Raw genomic sequence first — 16,408 nt, forward strand, 5'->3', positions numbered from 1 at the left:
CAGGCCGGACATATGGATGCAAGCGATCCGATCAGACCGTCAAACCTCTTGTGCCACGGGGGCCGTCCACATATGGGTCCCGGCTTTCGCCGGGACGACATGGGAGTGTGTTGCGACGTTAGAGCCTAATGCCCCTCGCCCTCGAGCCCGCCGACGTGCTTCTGGGTGTAGAGCTCGAGGCCGATGCGGCCGATCAGGTCGAGCTGGGTTTCGAGGAAGTCGATGTGGTGCTCCTCGTCGCTCATCAGCTTCTCGAACAGGTCACGCGTGACGTAATCCTTGACGCCGTGGCAGTAGGTCGCCGCTTCCTGATAGAGCGCCCGCGCGCTCATCTCGGCGGCGAGATCGCACTCGATGATCTCCTTGACGTTCTGGCCGATGCGCAGGGGATCGAGCACCTGCATGTTCGGGAAGCCGTCGAAGAACAGGATGCGCGCGGTGAGCTTGTCGGCGTGCTCCATCTCCTCGATGGATTCCTTGCGCCAGACCTTGGCCATGTCCAGCAGGCCCCAATTGTCGAGGAAGCGGTAGTGCAGCCAGTACTGGTTGATCGCAGTCAGCTCGTGACGGAGTGCCTTGTTGAGGTAGTCGATGACTTTTGGGTCGCCCTGCATGGTTCACTCCAGCTCTTGCATTCCAAATCGGTCCTAAACCGAGTTTAGAACGCTTCTAAATGAGTTTACTCACGGGGGCAACCGGCTACGGGGACGCAGCGGGGGGAAAAGCTCAGCCGACGGTACGGGAGATTTCAGCAGGCCGCGAGCGCGAACTGGGCGAGCTCGGCCGTCTCGTCATTGGCGGCCACCGTGTGGCTGTGCGGGCAGCCGGAGCAGCAGGACTTGGCGCAGGGGCCAAGCGCTTCGTCGATGATGGTCTTGATCGTCCGCGCGCAGCGGCCGCACTCGGCGCTACAGCCAAGGCAGCCATAGACCTGCTTGGCATGGCGCACGGCGTCGTCGGACTCGGCGACCGCGGCGCGGATGTCGTCATCGCTCAGCACGTTACAGGAACAAACGATCATGGAAGCGGCAGGCCCTTCGGTGATGCGCCATCATCGATATTTAAGGGGCCGGCCGGATGCAAAAGGAAAAACCGGTATTTGAAGCTATTCCAAACTGGCCCGCAAAACAGCCTAGAACGGCTCTAAAACAGGGTGTTGCGCTGGATCAAGATGGCGGTGGACCTAGTCGCCGCCACCGCCTCCCCCACCGTCGCCGCCACCTCCACAATCCCCGCCCCCGCCGCTATCGCTGCTGGAACAGCTGCCGCCATCGGTCGAGTTCCCCGAGCTGTCGCTGGAAAACCAGCTCCCCAGCGAGAAGCCGTCGCTCGTCCCCGAATAGCTGTCTCCGCCCCCACTGCCGCCATCGCTGCCGGCCCCTGCGCGGGAGCGGCGCTGGCCGCGGTTCTGGAGGTGGGTGATCCAGCCGTAGCCGATCGCAAAGACGATCCCGGCAGCAATCAATGCATTGATCAGCGCGTTGCCCATCGTCGCCTCCCTGGCGCAGCTGCGGTCCATACCAATTCGTCGCACCCGGCCAGGGTGCCGTTCATTGATCATTCAAACGAAGTATGGAACTTTGTCCCCCAAAGAGTTCCCGCGTGTTTGTGCGAAAGGTCAAGTCAATGAAGAAGTCGCTCCTGGCAGTCGCTGCCCTCGCCGCTGTGGCCCTGACGGCCGGGACGCCGGCCTATGCGCAGCGCGGCGTCGCTGCCGGCGTGGCGGCCGGGATCATCGGCGGCGCCATTGTCGGTGGCGCGCTCGCCTCTCCGTATTATTACGGACCGGGCTACCCCTACGGTCCGGGTTATGACCCTGGTTACTACCCGCCCCGCTACTACGCGCCGGGTCCGGGTTATGTCGCCGACGACTATTACGGCGGCTGCGCCTGGCAGAGGCAGCGCTTCTGGGACGGCTATGCCTGGCGCGTCCGCCGCGTCAGGGTCTGTGGTTGAGGCGCCAACCGGTTCACTAGGGGCGCGCCGTTCATCTCGGGGCCCGAAAAAGACCGCTTTTTCTCGTCACAGGTCTGTGTGCGTTTACCGTGGATTGACCATTTGCGCGCTTCCTAGCTGCAAGGCCAATTCCATCAGAGTGTGCGTGAACCTTTGAACCCCGGGCGCCTCTAACAAGGGGAACCCATCTCTCAGGAGAGCCAAGAGCATGAAAAAGACTTTAGTTGCCGCCCTCACGGTTGCGACAGTCGCCGGTTCGCTGGTGACCGCCACTCCGCCTGCCAAAGCCGGTGACGGCGTCGGTGCCGGCATCGCAGCCGGCCTGATCGGGGGCGCGATCGTCGGCGGCGCCATCGCGTCCAGCCGTCCGGCCTATGGCGGACCGGTGTACGTGGCCGAGCCCGGCCCGCCGCCCCCGCCCTGCTACTGGCAGCGCCAGCGTTACTGGGACGGTTACGGCTGGGTCATCCGCCCGGTTCGCGTCTGCTACTGATCTGATCGCTGCGGCGCTCATGAGCGCCACGATCAAAGCCCGGCCGAGACCATCGGCCGGGCTTTTTCTTTTGGTTGCACGCTATCGCGCCGCCTGGATCGAACGCAGCACCTCTTCGCTCGGCCAGCAATCGACCTTGAGGCCTGCAGACTTCTGGTAGGCGCCGAGCGCTGCGCGCGTCTGCATGCCGGCTTTGCCGTCGATCTTGTCCTTGTAGAGCCCGACGCGGGTGAGCCCGCGCTGCATGGTCTCGACATCCCTGGTGCGCAATTGCTTCGAGGCCGACCACGGCGTCGCGAAGGGCAGCGGGCTCGTCATGCGATCGCTGAGATGGCCGACGAACAGCACGTAGAGGTCGGAGAAATTGTATTCCTTGATGACGAAGTAGTTCTTCGTGGTCAGGAATGAGGGACCGTAGATTCCCTCCGGCTGAAGCAGCGAGGCGGGCTGTGCCTGCTCGGCGGCGCTCAGGCGTTGCCCGCGCACCGGCACGAAGTCCTCGCGCAGCCACTGGCCGATCGGCTTCGTCACCTCCGGCACGCCGGTAGTGCAATCCACCTTCGCCGGCGCCTGCACCTCGTAGGCCCAACGCACACCGCTCTGCCAGCCCTTGTTGACGAGCTGCTGTGCGGCGGAGGCCAGCGCATCCGGCACCGAATGCCAGATGTCGATGCGGCCGTCGCGGTCGAAGTCGACGCCGTGCTTGTAATATTCGGACGGCAGGAATTGCGTGAGCCCGGTGGCGCCGGCCCAGGACGAGCGCATGTCCTTGCGCGTCACCACGCCCTCGCCCAGGATCTTCAGCGCGAGGATGAACTCGTTGCGATAGGTGTCCTTGCGGCGGCCGACATAGGCCTGCGTCGCCAGCACGCGGACGAGATCGTAAGGCAGCGTGTAGCGGCCGTAGTCGGTCTCGCGTCCCCAGATCGCCAGCATGACGGTGGCAGGCACGCCGGAGCTCTTTTCGATCTCGATCAGCGCGGGACGATATTTTTGCAGCAGCCGCTGCCCCTCGCCCGCAAGGCGCGCGATCGAGGCGTCCCTGACGTAGTCGGCCGGCACCTGCACGAACTCGGCCTGCGACGGCGCGCCGGTCGCGGGCCGGCCCGGCAGGATCAGGTCCGGCAGCTTGTAATCCGGCTCGAGCCCGCGCGTCTCTTGCTCAAACGTCGCGCGCGACACGCCGGCAGCCTGCGCCTCCGGCCAGAGCGATGCGATGAACTGCGTGAAGGCAGCGTCGGCGGCGCGGGCGGGCGACCAGCCGCAGGTGACGACGATCACCGCAGCGATGAGCGCCCGCCGCATCATGCCGCCATCACCGCGTCAGCTTCTTGTACTTCACGCGGTGCGGAATGATGCTGTCCTGGCCGAGCCGGCGCATCTTGTCCTTTTCGTAGTCCTGGAAATTGCCCTCGAACCATTCGACATGGCTGTCGCCTTCGAAGGCCAGGATGTGGGTCGCGATGCGGTCGAGGAACCAGCGATCATGGCTGATGATGACGGCGCAGCCGGCGAAATCCTCCAGCGCCTCTTCGAGCGCGCGCAGCGTGTCGACGTCGAGGTCGTTGGTCGGTTCGTCGAGCAGCAGCACGTTGGCACCGGACTTGAGCATCTTGGCGAGATGCACGCGGTTGCGCTCACCGCCGGAGAGCGCGCCGACCTTCTTCTGCTGGTCGGCGCCCTTGAAGTTGAACGACGAGCAATAGCCGCGCGAATTGACTTCCTTCTTGCCGAGCAGGATCAGCTCGTTACCGCCGGAGATCTCCTCCCACACGTTCTTGTTGCCGTCGAGCGCGTCGCGCGACTGGTCGACATAGCCGAGATGCACGGTCTCGCCGACCGTGATGGTGCCCTTGTCCGGCTGCTCCTGCTTGGTGATCATCTTGAACAGCGTGGTCTTGCCGGCGCCGTTGGCGCCGATCACGCCGACGATGCCACCAGGCGGCAGCTTGAAGGTGAGATCGTCGATCAGCAGACGATCGCCATAACCTTTGCTGAGCGCTTCAAAATCGACCACGTTGGCGCCGAGCCGTTCGGCGACGGGGATGATGATCTGCGCGGTCTGGGTCTGCTTCTCGCTCGCCTGCTTGAGCAGGTCCTCGTAGCGCTGATAGCGCGCCTTGGACTTGGCCTGGCGTGCCTTCGGCGAGGACGCGACCCATTCCTGCTCGCGCGCAATCGTCTTCTGGTGCGCGGCGTCCTCGCGGCCTTCCTGCTCCAGCCGCTTCTGCTTCTGCACCAGCCAGGACGAGTAGTTGCCCTCGTAGGGAATGCCCTTGCCGCGATCGAGCTCGAGGATCCAGCTCGTGACGTTGTCGAGGAAGTAGCGATCGTGAGTGACGATCAGGATTGCGCCGGGATAGTTGCGCAGATGACCTTCCAGCCACGACACGGATTCTGCGTCGAGATGGTTGGTCGGCTCGTCCAGCAGCAGAAGCTCGGGCTGGTCGAGCAGCAGCTTGCACAGCGCGACGCGGCGGCGCTCACCGCCGGAGAGCTTCGTCACGTCGGCATCGTCGGGCGGACAGCGCAGCGCGTCCATGGCCTGGTCGACCTTGCTGTCGAGATCCCAGAGGCCCTGGGCCTCGATCTCGTCCTGCAGCTTGGTCATCTCGTCGGCGGTCTCCTCGGAGTAGTTCATCGCCAGCTCATTGTAGCGATCGAGGATGGCCTTCTGCTTGGCGACGCCCAGCATGACGTTTTCGCGCACGGTGAGCTTGGGATCGAGGTGCGGCTCCTGTTCGAGATAGCCGACGCGGGCGCCCTGGGCGACCCAGGCCTCGCCGTTGTACTCCTTGTCGAGGCCGGCCATGATCTTGAGCAGTGACGACTTGCCCGAGCCGTTGACGCCGAGCACGCCGATCTTGGCGTCCGGGTAGAAGCTCAGATGGATGTTATCGAGCACCTTCCGGGTTGGGTAGCTCTTGGTCAGGCCCTGCATGAAATAGATGAACTGGCGCGCCATCGGTCCCGTGAAACCTTCGATTTGAGGAAATTTGCTTGCCGCCGATGTAGCGATCCCGCCCCCAAAGGGCAACGTTTTCCCTCCGTTCACCACGGATGAATACGGGTCGGACACCATCCGGCCGCCAATCCGGACAATTGAAACCATTTTTTAATAAAGCAGGCCAAAGCTCGGTTTCGCGCGGAAACAGCGCCACCCGCTCAGAATGTACGGGGAGTACAGCGAGGCCGCATCATGGCTCTGATCGAGACCCATTCTCTTCCTGTTCCGGCAGAAGCCGGCGGCACCTCCGCGCTCGTCTCGGAGATCAAGGGCTTCTGGAAGGGCTTCTTCGCCACCGCCTTCAACCCCTACCGGCCCGAGCTGCACTACATGCGCGGCCCCGGCCCCGCCTGGCGCGCCAAGCACGGCATGGATGCGCCAATCCGGCTGAAGCCCCGCGATCTCTGAGCCCTTCCCCGCTATCGGATTTTTGAAGACGCGAGCTGCTTGCGCGCAGGTGTGATTGCGCGCAACCATGGCCCGGTTCCGACGATGGCGCCCCGCCTGGCGCCGTCACCTCTCGCCATGGATGAACGCTGATGACGCGGCTGCGCTGTGCAATTCTCGACGACTATTTCAATCTCGCCCTCGACGTCGCCGACTGGCAGAAACTGTCCGACCGCATCGACGTCACCGTGTTCAGCCATCCCTTCGCTTCCGAACAGGCCGCGGCCAGCGCGCTTGCCGATTTCGAGATCGTCTGCGCGATGCGCGAGCGCACCGCGTTCCCCAAGAGCCTGTTCGATAGCTTGCCGAAGCTGAAGCTGCTGCTGACGTCAGGCATGCGCAACGCCTCGATCGACATGGAGGCCGCGAAGGCGCGCAACGTGGCCATCGGCGGCACGCAATATTCCCGCGATCCCACCGCCCCGCTCACCATGGGCCTGATCCTGGAGCTGACCCGCGGCATCGGCCGCGAGAATGCGCGCATGCATGCGAGCGAGCCCTGGCAGACCTTTGCCGGCGTCGAGATCGAGGGGCTGACGCTCGGCATCGTCGGGCTCGGCAAGCTCGGCAGCAAGATGGCGGGCATTGCGAAAGCATTCGGCATGAACGTGATCGCCTGGAGCCCGAACCTCACGCCGGAGACGTGCAAGGCGGCCGGCGTCGGCTACGCCACCAAGGAGGAGCTGTTCGCCAAGGCCGACATCGTCACCATCCATGTGGTGCTGAGCGACCGCTCGCGGGGACTGGTCGGCGCTGCGGACCTCGCGCGGATGAAGCCGACGGCCTTCCTCGTCAACACCGCGCGCGGGCCGATCGTGGACGAGCAAGCGCTGCTCGAGGCCTTGCAGCAGCGGAAGATCGCGGGCGCCGGCTTGGATGTGTTCTCGGTCGAGCCGCTGCCGGTCGACCATCCCTTTCGCAAGCTCGACAACCTCGTGCTGACGCCGCATCTCGGCTACGCGACCGAGGACGGATTGCGTATCCACTATGGCCAGATGGTCGAGGCGATCGACGCCTGGACCAAAGGCGGCGAGCTGCCGCGGAAGCTGGCCTGAAACGAAGAAGGGCGCGCCGACGGCACGCCCTTCGCAATCTGAATTGTCTCCAAGCGCTCAGCGCACGGTGACCGGCGCGGGCAGCGGCGGCACCACGGTCGGCTGCGTCCCCGGGACGGGACCGGCCTGGGCAGACATTGGAGCCGGCGCACCGGGCGTCGGAGCAGCCGATGCCGTCGCCGTTCCGCCCGGCATCACCACCACGCGGGTGCCGACCTTGACCCGGTCGAACAGGTCGGAGACGTCCTCGTTCAGCATGCCGATGCAGCCGGAGGAGACGAATTTGCCGATCGTCGAGGGCTGGTTGGTGCCGTGAATGCGGTAGACGGTCGAGCCGAGATACATGGCGCGGGCGCCGAGCGGATTGCCGGGGCCGCCGGCCATGAAGCGCGGCAGGTAGGGCTGGCGCTCGATCATCTCGGTCGGCGGATGCCAGTCCGGCCACTCGGCCTTGCGGGTGATCTTCTGCACGCCGGTCCAAGTGAAACCGTCGCGGCCGACGCGGACGCCGTAGCGAATCGCACGGCCATTGCCGAGCACGTAATAGAGATAGGTGTTCGGCGTATCGACCACGAGGGTACCGGCCGGCTCCTTGGTCTGGAACGCGACCTCCTGGCGGCGCAGGTTCTGCGGCAACTGCGCCGGCGCAGCATCGGGCTGCTCCTCGGGCGGCAGCGAAGCGATCGTCATCGGCCGGCCATCGGCGCCAACCGGCGGCTGCCCGGCCTGGACCGTTCCGGTCGCGGCGGGACCACCGACGGCCTCCGGCGGACGCAGGCCGTCGCTGCCGGGTGCCTGCGCCGGACGATCGGCATAGATCACCGCGGGCGGGCCGGCGGGGCGGCCATAGCGGGGATCGTCGGGCGACATCACCGGACCCTGCGGCGGCGCAGCCGAGTAGACGGGGGTGCCGGCGGGACGGCCATAACGGGGATCATCCGGCGACATCACCGGACCTTGCGGCGGGGCGGCCGAATAGACCGGAGGACCAGCGGGGCGGCCGTAGCGGGGATCGTTGGGCGACATCGGACCGCCCGGGCCGGGCGGCGGCAGCGATGCCTGCGGCAGCGCGTCGTCGTCATCTTCCAGCGCGTCGAAATTCGGCGTGCGGTCGCCGGGGCGGTATTCGGCCGGGGCGCCATAGCTCGGCGCCTGCTGAACCGGATAGCTCTGGGCCTGTGCGAGCGAAGTTCCCGCCGCAGCGACTGTTGCGGCAGCGCATATCGTCAGAAAATGTTTGATCATCATCGCTCTTGTATAGTCCCCAAGCCCTATCGGACCGCTAACGGCCAAATGACCGAAAATAGCGGCACATTCAAGACATTGCAGGCTCATTTGCGCCGGATTTGCCGATTTGTGATCCGCAAGACTACCGTTGCTCCGTTGCATCACGGGGCGGAAATCGCATCGCGCCGTGGATTGCCGGAGTCATCGCCCCGAATTTAAGGGAACGGCGCGGAGGCGTTGCGATATGTTCGAATCAGCCTGATTCGCCGCCGCTTCGAGCTCCGATTCCGCGTGGCGAACGCGGCAACCAGTACCGTCACCGCGTTCAGATGGCTCATTGGCCCTGGCCACCTCGCCGCCGGGGCGGAAATTCGCAATCCCTCGATGCTTCCCGGCTTTCGCTTCCTGCTTGCCGCGATCCTGCTGTCAACCTCCATCCTGGTGTTCGGCTTGGGCGCCGCCGCGCTGCTGCGCGCGAGCCACGAGCAGTATGTCAGCAACCCCTCCTGGCGGAACGGCCCGCAGGAGCAGGTGTTTGCGCAGGCGTCCGAGCCGGCCCAGCCGGTGCTCGCGGCCTTGCGCGCGGAGCCGGAGCCGGCCGAGCCCACCGCGCCGTCGCTGCGCGACCAGGTCCCGACCATCGCCCTGCCGGCGAGCGAGCCCGAGCAGGTCGCGGCGGTGACGAGCGAGGCTGACGCTCAGCCCCAGGTCGTTGCCCCTTCGGCCGATACCTCGGCCGCCGAACCGGCCAAGGCCGAGACGACGACGGAAGCCACGGCACCAGCTCCCACCGACACGCTCACCCCGGCCGACACCACGGCATCGATCCCCGAGGCCAAGCCTGCCCCGACCGCCAGCGCGCCGGCACCAGCTGACCCCAGCCCGGCCCTGGCATCCTCGGCGCTCGATGTCGCCGCGGCCAAGGTGGCCGCGCTGAACGACCCAGCGACGACGGCCTGGAAGGATCCGCCGGCGAAGGCCAAGGCGGACGGCAGTGCCTCGGACAGCAAGGCGACCAAGCCGCGGGCGAAGGCGAAGAAGCGGCACCGCGTGGTGCGGCGCCCGCCGCCTCAGCAGCTGCAGCAGTCGCTTGATCCGTTCGGGCAACCGCAGCAGACCTACGCGACGACGACCACGCGCGCGCGCCAGTAAGCTTACGCCGGCCCGGTTGCGACCGGCGGGCCGCCGGCCTGGCCCCATTCCGACCATGAGCCGTCATAGAGCGCGGTGTCGGCGATCCCCAAGCGATAGAGCGCGAGCGTCAGCACACCGGCCGACACGCCCGAGCCACAGCTCGTCACGATCGGCGCATCGAGCTTGACGCCCGCGCCGGTGAAGGCGGCGCGCAGATCCTCGAGCGGCTTCATCGTTCCGGTCGCGGCATCGAACAGGAGATTGTAGGGCACGTTGCGGGCGCCGGGGATGTGGCCGGAGCGGATACCTGGCCGCGGCTCCGGCGCGCGGCCCTCGAAACGGTCGGCGGCGCGCGCGTCGATGACCTGCTCTTTGCGGCTTTCCACATTGGCGACGAGCTGCTGCATGCTGCGCACGCGCCTGGCGTCGTAGCTCGCCTTGAACGTCGCAGGCTTCGGCTTCACCTCGCCGCTCTCGACCGGACGCCCCTCGGCGCGCCATTTCTTCAGGCCGCCGTTGAGGATGCGCACATTGCCGTGGCCGAAAGCCAGGAACATCCACCACGCGCGCGGCGCCGCGACCCAGCCGCCGGCGTCGTAGAGGACGACGGTGTCGGCATTGGAGATGCCGAGATTGCCGACGTCACGGCCGAACTGCTCGGCGCTCGGATACATGTGCGGCAACGGGTTGGAATGGTCCGACACCGCATCGACATCGAAGAACACCGCGCCGGGCAGATGCGCGGCGAGATAGTCGTCCTTCGGCAGCGGCAAGACGCCCGGCAGCTTGAAGCTGGCGTCGAGCACCCTGACATTGGCGTCGTTGATATGGGCGGCGAGCCATTCGGTGGAGACGAGGGGGTCGGTGGTCATGCAGCATTTTCCTTGTCATTCCGGGGCGTGCGCAGCACGAACCCGGAATCCATCGTGCGGCTGAGTTGGTGGATGAATGGATTCCGGGTTCGCGACTTCGTCGCGCCCCGGAATGACGGCTGAAACACTTTAGCCCTTCTTCTTCGGCTCCCACTGCTCCGTCGGGCCGCCGGCGTCGCGCCAGGCGGCGTAGCCGCCGGCGATGTGAGCGACGGGCTTGAGGCCCATGTCCTGCGCGGTCTTCGCCGCGAGCGCGGAGCGCAGGCCCCCGGCGCAGTGGAAGACGAACTTCTTGTCTTCCTGGAAGATCGGCTTGGCATACGGGCTCTGCGGATCGATCCAGAATTCCAGCATGCCGCGGGTGCAGGCGAACGCGCCGGGGATGCGGCCGTCGCGCTCGATCTCGCGGGGGTCACGGATGTCGACGATGACGACGTCGCCGTTTTTCGAGATTTCGATGGCGTCCTTGGCCGACAGCGTCTCGATCTCGGCATTGGCCTCGTCGATCAGCGCCTTGATGCCGCGGGTGATGGTCTGGGGCATGCGGTTCTCCCTCTTGTTGTCATTCCGGGTTGTCATTCCGGGGCGCGCGTAGCCCGAGCCCGGAATCCATTTCTCTACCAACGCTGCGGCCCGATGGATTCCGGGTTCGCGACTTTGTCGCGCCCCGGAATGACAACAGAGCTAGTGCGTCAATTCCTTCATCGCACCTTCGAGACCTTCGATGGTGATCGGGTACATGCGGCCCGCGAAGATGCGTTTGATGATGGTGGTGGATTCCGAATAGTCCCAGTGCTTCTGCGCGACCGGATTCAGCCACACCGAATGCGGATAGGTGCGAATGATGCGGTCGAGCCAGACCGAGCCCGGCTCCTCGTTGACGTGCTCGACCGAGCCGCCCGGCACCATGATCTCGTAAGGCGACATCGAGGCGTCGCCGACGAACACGACCTTGTAGTCGTGCGGGTATTTGTGCAGCACGTCCCAGGTCGGCGTGCGGTCGGTGAAGCGGCGCTTGTTCTGCTTCCACACGCCTTCATAGAGGCAGTTGTGGAAGTAGAAATACTCCATGTGCTTGAACTCGCTCTTCGCCGCCGAGAACAGCTCCTCGACCTGCTCGATATGCGCATCCATCGAGCCGCCGATGTCGAAGAACACCAAGAGCTTCACCGCATTGCGCCGTTCGGGGCGCATATGCACGTCGAGATAGCCGTGATTGGCGGTCTCGCGGATGGTGGTGTCGAGATCGAGTTCGTCAGGCGCGCCGGTGCGCGCGAATTTGCGCAGGCGGCGCAGCGCCACCTTGATGTTGCGGATGCCGAGCTCGACATTGCCGTCGAGGTCCTTGAACTCGCGCTTGTCCCACACCTTCACGGCGCGGCTGTTGCGGTTCTTCTCCTGGCCGATGCGGACGCCTTCGGGATTGTAGCCATAGGCGCCGAACGGCGAGGTGCCGGCGGTGCCGATCCACTTCGAGCCGCCCTGGTGGCGGCCCTTCTGCTCCTCGAGGCGCTTCTTCAGGGTCTCCATGAGCTTGTCCCAGCCCATGGCCTCGATCTGCTTCTTCTCTTCCTCGCTGAGGTATTTCTCGGCGAGCTTCTTCAGCCACTCCTCGGGGATCTCGGCCTTGTCCATGGCCTCGAGCAGGCTCTCCAGGCCCTTGAACACGGTGCCGAAGACGCGGTCGAACTTGTCGAGATTGCGCTCGTCCTTCACGAGGGACGCGCGCGACAGGTAGTAGAAATTCTCGACCGTGTAGTCCGCGAGGTCAGCGTCGAGCGCCTCCATCAGCGTGAGGTATTCGCGCAGCGTCACGGGGACCTGCGCATCGCGCAGAGAAGTGAAGAATTGCAGGAACATGGGTGACAGATTGCCCGTCGGGGGACGAACGTCAAGGGGCGGAGCCCGTCGCCGGGCGCTGGACCGGGAGGCTTTTTGCTCTAGAATTGACCACTTCACGGGGTTGTTTTGGGGACGTTTGCAATGGGAATTCTCGCAGCACTCATCATCGGCGCGATCGCCGGCTGGCTCGCCGGCAAGATTGTCCACGGGGCGGGATTTGGGCTGATCGGCAACATTGTCGTCGGCATCATCGGCGCGCTGGTGGCGGGCTGGGTGCTGCCTCAGTTGCACATCCAGCTCGCGACCGGCACGGTCGGCGCCATCGTGGACGCCACCATCGGCGCGGTGATTGTGCTCGTCATCCTTTCGCTGATAAAACGGGTCTGAAAGCCTGACCGAACCAGGAACGGCCGCCATGAGCGGCCGTTCCGTTTGTTGGACCAGGGCGATGCCTGGGACGACGACCAACAAGGACGCGCGATGAAATTTACCGGCACCAAGGACTATGTTGCGACCGACGATCTCAAGGTCGCCGTCAATGCCTCGATCGTGCTGGAGCGCCCGCTCCTCATCAAGGGCGAGCCCGGCACCGGCAAGACGGTGCTGGCCGAGGAGGTGGCGAAGGCGCTGAACGCGCCGCTGTTGACCTGGCACATCAAGTCCACCACCAAGGCGCAGCAGGGCCTCTACGAATACGACGCGGTGTCGCGCCTGCGCGATAGCCAGCTCGGCGATAGCAGGGTGTCCGACATCAGGAACTACATCAAGCGCGGCAAGCTGTGGGAAGCGTTCACCGCCGAACAGCGCCCGGTGCTGCTGATCGACGAGATCGACAAGGCCGACATCGAATTCCCGAACGATTTGCTGCTCGAGCTCGACCGCATGGAATTCCATGTCTACGAGACCGGCGAGACGATCAAGGCGAAGCAGCGCCCGATCATGATGATCACCTCCAACAACGAGAAGGAGCTGCCGGACGCCTTTCTGCGCCGCTGCTTCTTCCACTACATCAAGTTCCCCGACGCCGACACGATGGGCCGGATCGTCGACGTCCACTTCCCCGGCATCAAGAAGCGCCTGGTGGAAGAAGCGCTGCGCATCTTCTTCGAGGTGCGTGAGGTGCCCGGCCTGAAGAAGAAGCCCTCGACCTCCGAGTTGCTCGACTGGCTGAAGCTGCTGCTCAACGAGGACATGAGCGTGGAGCAACTGCGCGAGCGCGACCCGCGCAAGCTGATCCCGCCGCTGCACGGCGCGCTGCTCAAGAACGAGCAGGACGTGCATTTGTTCGAGCGGCTGGCGTTTTTGAGCAGAAGGGAAGTGTAAGGCGCGAGTTCGCTTGCGATAGCGCTCGGCTGCTCCCCCAACCACCGCCGTCATTCCCCGCGAAAGCGGGGAATCCAGTACGCCGCGGCTTCTCGGTTCAATCATAACCGTCTCTGGAATACTGGATCGCCCGGTCAAGCCGGGCGATGACACCGAGAGTATGGCGCACGCTTCCTCCGCCATCGTCATTGCGAGCGCAGCGAAGCAATCCAGAATCCCTCCGGGGAAAGACTCTGGATTGCTTCGCTGCGCTCGCAATGACGGAACAAGGGGCAACGGCGTCGTTCTCCAACCCGCATCTCAATCGCAGACACAGCTGCGCATCCTCGCGGCGCATTTCGCCCGAGCTTTGCTCTCTCCATCGCCCTCCAGGAAAGAGGGCGCAGGGAAGGCCGGGTGCCGGCTGGCACCCACGGTCCGCCGTGCGAAAGCACACGCAGAAAACTGCACAGCGGCATACAGGTGAAGCCCAACACACGGCCTTCCCTGCGCAGTGGTTGGACGGCTTATGCCGTGCTCTCCCGGGAGCCGAGTTCCTTCTGGCCTCCCTCACCCCAGCGAAAGTCGCCGACATCGCGCCGGTTGACGCGACTGCCGCATCCGCAAGAGCTTGACCGTAGCAACGACGGCCAGGACCACACGGTTTTGCCGTACGCACACAGCGCCGCTCGTCCGCACGAAGTTTTGGGCTCACGGAGAGCAATCCGCCCTGCCCGCACCTTTCGCACACGACGCTGCCGCGTCCACCGCAACCCGGCCCGCGTTTCGAACGACTCGCGAACCGCCCCTCTTCGTCAGGCCGGGCTGCTTCGGTTTATGCCGTAATTCCGAATTTCGGTAAAGTGGAATATTTTTGCGGGGAGGGATTGACGGGGTGCAGGTGTTTTGCCCGACGGGCAACTTGAAGAGATCGCAATCCAGCACGCGGCGAGTGACCGAAGTTACGTTCCTCTGGTTCGCTTGATGTCATTCACGACTTCCGGGTCGCTCAAGTCCTTGTGTCACCAATGGTTCACGAGATCCAGCGGCTGCTCGCTACGCCGCCGGCCGTCTGCGGCGGCGAGTAATTTGCGGCAGCTCAAACTCCGGCAGCGTCGGGAGCTTCGCCAATTGAACCCGAAGATTGGGCATCGCGATCAAGACGCACGGAGTAAGCGTCGGCTTCAGCTGCGACTCCGCAATTGCAACTGTCACATCTTCGTGCTTGGGCCTGGCCTGCAATATGAAGTTACTCAAACCACGGAGCAGCCTGCGCTTGTTATCCTCGCTCTGCGCGCCGAACCAAGCGTTCCCTTCTGAACCGCTTGCGATCCCCTGCGCCAATTGGTTCAACAGGATTTCTTCGTCGACATTCAGCATCGTGCCACCCATGGTAGCGCTGCACCCCAGCCCACGATAAAGTCATGGTGATTACTGCAAAGGAGATAGCTCGCCTCCTCGTCACAGACATAGAATTCGAGCGCCGGGCAATCCTCCAAAACTCGAAGGAGGTCCGTACCGCACGAAAACTTCCAGATCGATCGGGCGCCTTCCAGAAACATCAAACACTGGCTCGTCCCCACGTATTTCGGGATGAGCTCCCAACCGTCGGGCTTCTGCCTTCCTACGGATTGGGCGGATGGGGCTCGATCCCATGGCGCACGGCTCGTCACGTCGACACCGAGCCGGTCCAGCGCACTGATCACAATGCTCCGTCTCTCCGCTTCGTTCAGCACCTCGGCCTGCACGCCAGTGCTCGCAATTGCTGAGGAAATATGGTCATGGTTCATCGTTCTACTCGATCGTTCAAGCCCGCCAAACGACGGGAATATCTCGTCTCGATCGGGAGCGAGTGAGATTGGCCGCACTCTTTGACAACTTAGAATAGCACCTTATAGCGTGGCGACGGACGATCTCATAGTCCGCGCAAATCATCCGGAAGGAAGTCGAAGTGCGAAGTTCGTATCTCGAATTGCCCGCAGACTTTGAAGACTACGGCTGGGAAGTGGAAGCAAAGGGATGGTTTTCGGAGGCCCGGCTCATTGCGTCAGGGGCATGCTACCGGATCAACTTCTATGATCCGGCGCGCCTCGCTCAGGAAATACAGGACGAACTCGCACGGGGTCGACTATTCTTTGAACCAAACCTGATCATCGTGCGTGCTGTAACGCGAGCCCAGATGGAAATTGCCGCCGAAGAGTTGGTGCAGTCGGGCCGAGTGTCTTCGTTGCTTGCGGAAAGTAGGGTGGGTTAGCGTCAGCGTAACCCACCTCCTTGGTCTCCGCATCGAGATAAGTGGTGGGTTACGCCGCGCGGACTGCGCTTCCCGCAGTCGCGGGGCTAACCCACCCTACGAAGGCACGCTCACGACGCCTTGCGCCTAACCGCCTTGCGCAAGGTCTCGTCGATCCGCGATTGCCAGCCCGGCCCGGTCGACTTGAAATGCTCGACCACCTCCGGGCTGAGGCGCAAAGAGACGAGCTTCTTTGTCGGCGACTTGTTCGGGCCGCGCCCTTTCCGGATGGATGCACTGAGATCAGGGAAGACTTCAGAGAACGGCCGCGCCTTGGCGAAATCCGCCTTTGTCAGTTCCGGATTGTCGCTGACCGCACGCAAGTCTCTCTTGGTGTAACCCGGCTTCTTCTTAACGTTCGGCATAGAGTTTCCTTTCGCTGCGGCTTGCCGGTCGCATGCTGATGATGCTGACGCCCTCGCGTCCCAGACGGGCGAACACGACAACAATGACGCCACGGATGCTCACGCCGACCGCGATCCAGCGCTTGCTCCTGTTGTGTGACGGAATGACCAGCGCGGTGTCGAAGAACGTTTCGTTGAGATCGGCAAAATCCAGCCCATGCTTGTCGAGGTTGGCGAGCCGCTTCGGTTCATCCCAGACGATCTTCATTGTCTTTAATGTAGCTACGATTTAGCTGGCCGTCAAATATCTTGTAGCTACAAAATAAGAGGCCCGTAGGGTGGGTTAGCGTCAGCGTAACCCACCTCTTTTGTCTCCGCGTCGAGAGAAGTGGTGGGTTACGCCGCGCGGACTGCGCTTTGCGCAGTCGCGAGCTAA

Annotated in this window: 21 protein-coding genes; 8 read left to right on the plus strand and 13 right to left on the minus strand. The window is 64.0% G+C overall.

Annotation, left to right across the window (positions count from 1 at the left end; all coding sequences use genetic code 11):
- Positions 1-125: 125 nt before the first annotated feature.
- The 3 genes from bfr to XI09_RS10670 all read right to left on the minus strand — a co-directional run bounded on the left by bfr (position 126) and on the right by XI09_RS10670 (position 1,489).
- Positions 126-614 (minus strand): bacterioferritin, encoded by a 489-nt coding sequence (gene bfr, locus XI09_RS10660; protein WP_211406973.1) that lies wholly within the window; start codon positions 612-614, stop codon positions 126-128.
- Positions 615-748: 134 nt separating this feature from the next.
- Positions 749-1,021 carry a (2Fe-2S)-binding protein gene (locus tag XI09_RS10665; RefSeq protein ID WP_211412057.1) on the minus strand — a complete coding sequence of 91 codons (273 nt, stop codon included), beginning with the start codon at positions 1,019-1,021 and terminating at the stop codon, positions 749-751.
- Between the two features lie 162 nt (positions 1,022-1,183).
- Positions 1,184-1,489 (minus strand): hypothetical protein, encoded by a 306-nt coding sequence (locus XI09_RS10670; RefSeq protein WP_271566791.1) that lies wholly within the window; start codon positions 1,487-1,489, stop codon positions 1,184-1,186.
- Between the two features lie 137 nt (positions 1,490-1,626).
- Here XI09_RS10670 and XI09_RS10675 point away from each other — a divergent pair, with 137 nt between their 5' ends.
- Complete coding sequence (locus XI09_RS10675; protein WP_271566792.1) at positions 1,627-1,956, plus strand: hypothetical protein; 330 nt, start codon at positions 1,627-1,629, stop codon at positions 1,954-1,956.
- A 208-nt stretch (positions 1,957-2,164) separates the two neighbouring features.
- Positions 2,165-2,449 (plus strand): hypothetical protein, encoded by a 285-nt coding sequence (locus tag XI09_RS10680; RefSeq protein ID WP_271566793.1) that lies wholly within the window; start codon positions 2,165-2,167, stop codon positions 2,447-2,449.
- Between the two features lie 81 nt (positions 2,450-2,530).
- Here the strand turns inward: XI09_RS10680 and XI09_RS10685 are convergent, their stop codons facing one another.
- Positions 2,531-3,757 (minus strand): lytic murein transglycosylase, encoded by a 1,227-nt coding sequence (locus XI09_RS10685; RefSeq protein WP_271566794.1) that lies wholly within the window; start codon positions 3,755-3,757, stop codon positions 2,531-2,533.
- A gap of 7 nt (positions 3,758-3,764) precedes the next feature.
- Positions 3,765-5,414 carry an energy-dependent translational throttle protein EttA gene (gene ettA, locus XI09_RS10690; RefSeq protein WP_271566795.1) on the minus strand — a complete coding sequence of 550 codons (1,650 nt, stop codon included), beginning with the start codon at positions 5,412-5,414 and terminating at the stop codon, positions 3,765-3,767.
- Positions 5,415-5,648: 234 nt separating this feature from the next.
- On the opposite strand from ettA, the gene XI09_RS10695 reads away from it, so the two are divergent.
- Together XI09_RS10695 and XI09_RS10700 are read left to right on the plus strand one after the other, a co-directional pair.
- Entirely contained in the window at positions 5,649-5,864 is a 216-nt protein-coding gene (locus XI09_RS10695; RefSeq protein WP_271566796.1) for a hypothetical protein, read from the plus strand.
- 131 nt (positions 5,865-5,995) lie between these two features.
- Positions 5,996-6,958, plus strand: coding sequence for a D-2-hydroxyacid dehydrogenase family protein (locus XI09_RS10700; protein WP_271566797.1), 963 nt, complete (start codon positions 5,996-5,998; stop codon positions 6,956-6,958).
- A 57-nt stretch (positions 6,959-7,015) separates the two neighbouring features.
- Here XI09_RS10700 and XI09_RS10705 read toward each other — a convergent pair whose 3' ends face one another.
- On the minus strand, positions 7,016-8,203 hold the full coding sequence (locus XI09_RS10705) for a L,D-transpeptidase (RefSeq protein ID WP_271566798.1): 1,188 nt from the start codon (positions 8,201-8,203) through the stop codon (positions 7,016-7,018).
- A 366-nt stretch (positions 8,204-8,569) separates the two neighbouring features.
- Here XI09_RS10705 and XI09_RS10710 point away from each other — a divergent pair, with 366 nt between their 5' ends.
- Positions 8,570-9,337, plus strand: a complete 768-nt coding sequence (locus tag XI09_RS10710; RefSeq protein WP_271566807.1) for a hypothetical protein — start codon at positions 8,570-8,572, stop codon at positions 9,335-9,337.
- Positions 9,338-9,339: 2 nt separating this feature from the next.
- Here XI09_RS10710 and sseA read toward each other — a convergent pair whose 3' ends face one another.
- The 3 genes from sseA to XI09_RS10725 all read right to left on the minus strand — a co-directional run bounded on the left by sseA (position 9,340) and on the right by XI09_RS10725 (position 12,051).
- Positions 9,340-10,191 (minus strand): 3-mercaptopyruvate sulfurtransferase, encoded by an 852-nt coding sequence (gene sseA, locus XI09_RS10715; RefSeq protein ID WP_271566799.1) that lies wholly within the window; start codon positions 10,189-10,191, stop codon positions 9,340-9,342.
- 129 nt (positions 10,192-10,320) lie between these two features.
- On the minus strand, positions 10,321-10,734 hold the full coding sequence (locus tag XI09_RS10720) for a rhodanese-like domain-containing protein (RefSeq protein WP_212375864.1): 414 nt from the start codon (positions 10,732-10,734) through the stop codon (positions 10,321-10,323).
- Positions 10,735-10,875: 141 nt separating this feature from the next.
- Positions 10,876-12,051 carry a vWA domain-containing protein gene (locus XI09_RS10725; protein WP_271566800.1) on the minus strand — a complete coding sequence of 392 codons (1,176 nt, stop codon included), beginning with the start codon at positions 12,049-12,051 and terminating at the stop codon, positions 10,876-10,878.
- Positions 12,052-12,174: 123 nt separating this feature from the next.
- On the opposite strand from XI09_RS10725, the gene XI09_RS10730 reads away from it, so the two are divergent.
- Positions 12,175-12,420 (plus strand): GlsB/YeaQ/YmgE family stress response membrane protein, encoded by a 246-nt coding sequence (locus XI09_RS10730; RefSeq protein WP_027548317.1) that lies wholly within the window; start codon positions 12,175-12,177, stop codon positions 12,418-12,420.
- A gap of 93 nt (positions 12,421-12,513) precedes the next feature.
- On the plus strand, positions 12,514-13,356 hold the full coding sequence (locus tag XI09_RS10735; RefSeq protein ID WP_271566801.1) for an AAA family ATPase: 843 nt from the start codon (positions 12,514-12,516) through the stop codon (positions 13,354-13,356).
- 1,035 nt (positions 13,357-14,391) lie between these two features.
- Here XI09_RS10735 and XI09_RS10740 read toward each other — a convergent pair.
- Entirely contained in the window at positions 14,392-14,715 is a 324-nt protein-coding gene (locus XI09_RS10740; protein WP_271566802.1) for a DUF5958 family protein, read from the minus strand.
- Entirely contained in the window at positions 14,709-15,125 is a 417-nt protein-coding gene (locus XI09_RS10745; RefSeq protein ID WP_271566803.1) for a hypothetical protein, read from the minus strand. Before XI09_RS10745 ends, XI09_RS10740 begins: the two co-directional genes overlap by 7 nt.
- A gap of 161 nt (positions 15,126-15,286) precedes the next feature.
- Here XI09_RS10745 and XI09_RS10750 point away from each other — a divergent pair, with 161 nt between their 5' ends.
- A complete protein-coding gene (locus tag XI09_RS10750; RefSeq protein WP_271566804.1) occupies positions 15,287-15,589 on the plus strand; it encodes a hypothetical protein in 303 nt (100 codons plus the stop codon).
- 110 nt (positions 15,590-15,699) lie between these two features.
- Here XI09_RS10750 and XI09_RS10755 read toward each other — a convergent pair whose 3' ends face one another.
- Complete coding sequence (locus XI09_RS10755) at positions 15,700-15,993, minus strand: BrnA antitoxin family protein (protein WP_271566805.1); 294 nt, start codon at positions 15,991-15,993, stop codon at positions 15,700-15,702.
- Positions 15,980-16,240: a BrnT family toxin gene (locus XI09_RS10760; RefSeq protein WP_271566806.1), complete on the minus strand. Its 261-nt coding sequence runs from the start codon at positions 16,238-16,240 to the stop codon at positions 15,980-15,982. The genes XI09_RS10755 and XI09_RS10760 overlap by 14 nt, the downstream gene beginning before the upstream one ends.
- Positions 16,241-16,408: the final 168 nt, after the last annotated feature.

This window comes from Bradyrhizobium sp. CCBAU 11386 (genome assembly GCF_028128955.1).
Classification (GTDB): Bacteria; Pseudomonadota; Alphaproteobacteria; order Rhizobiales; family Xanthobacteraceae; genus Bradyrhizobium.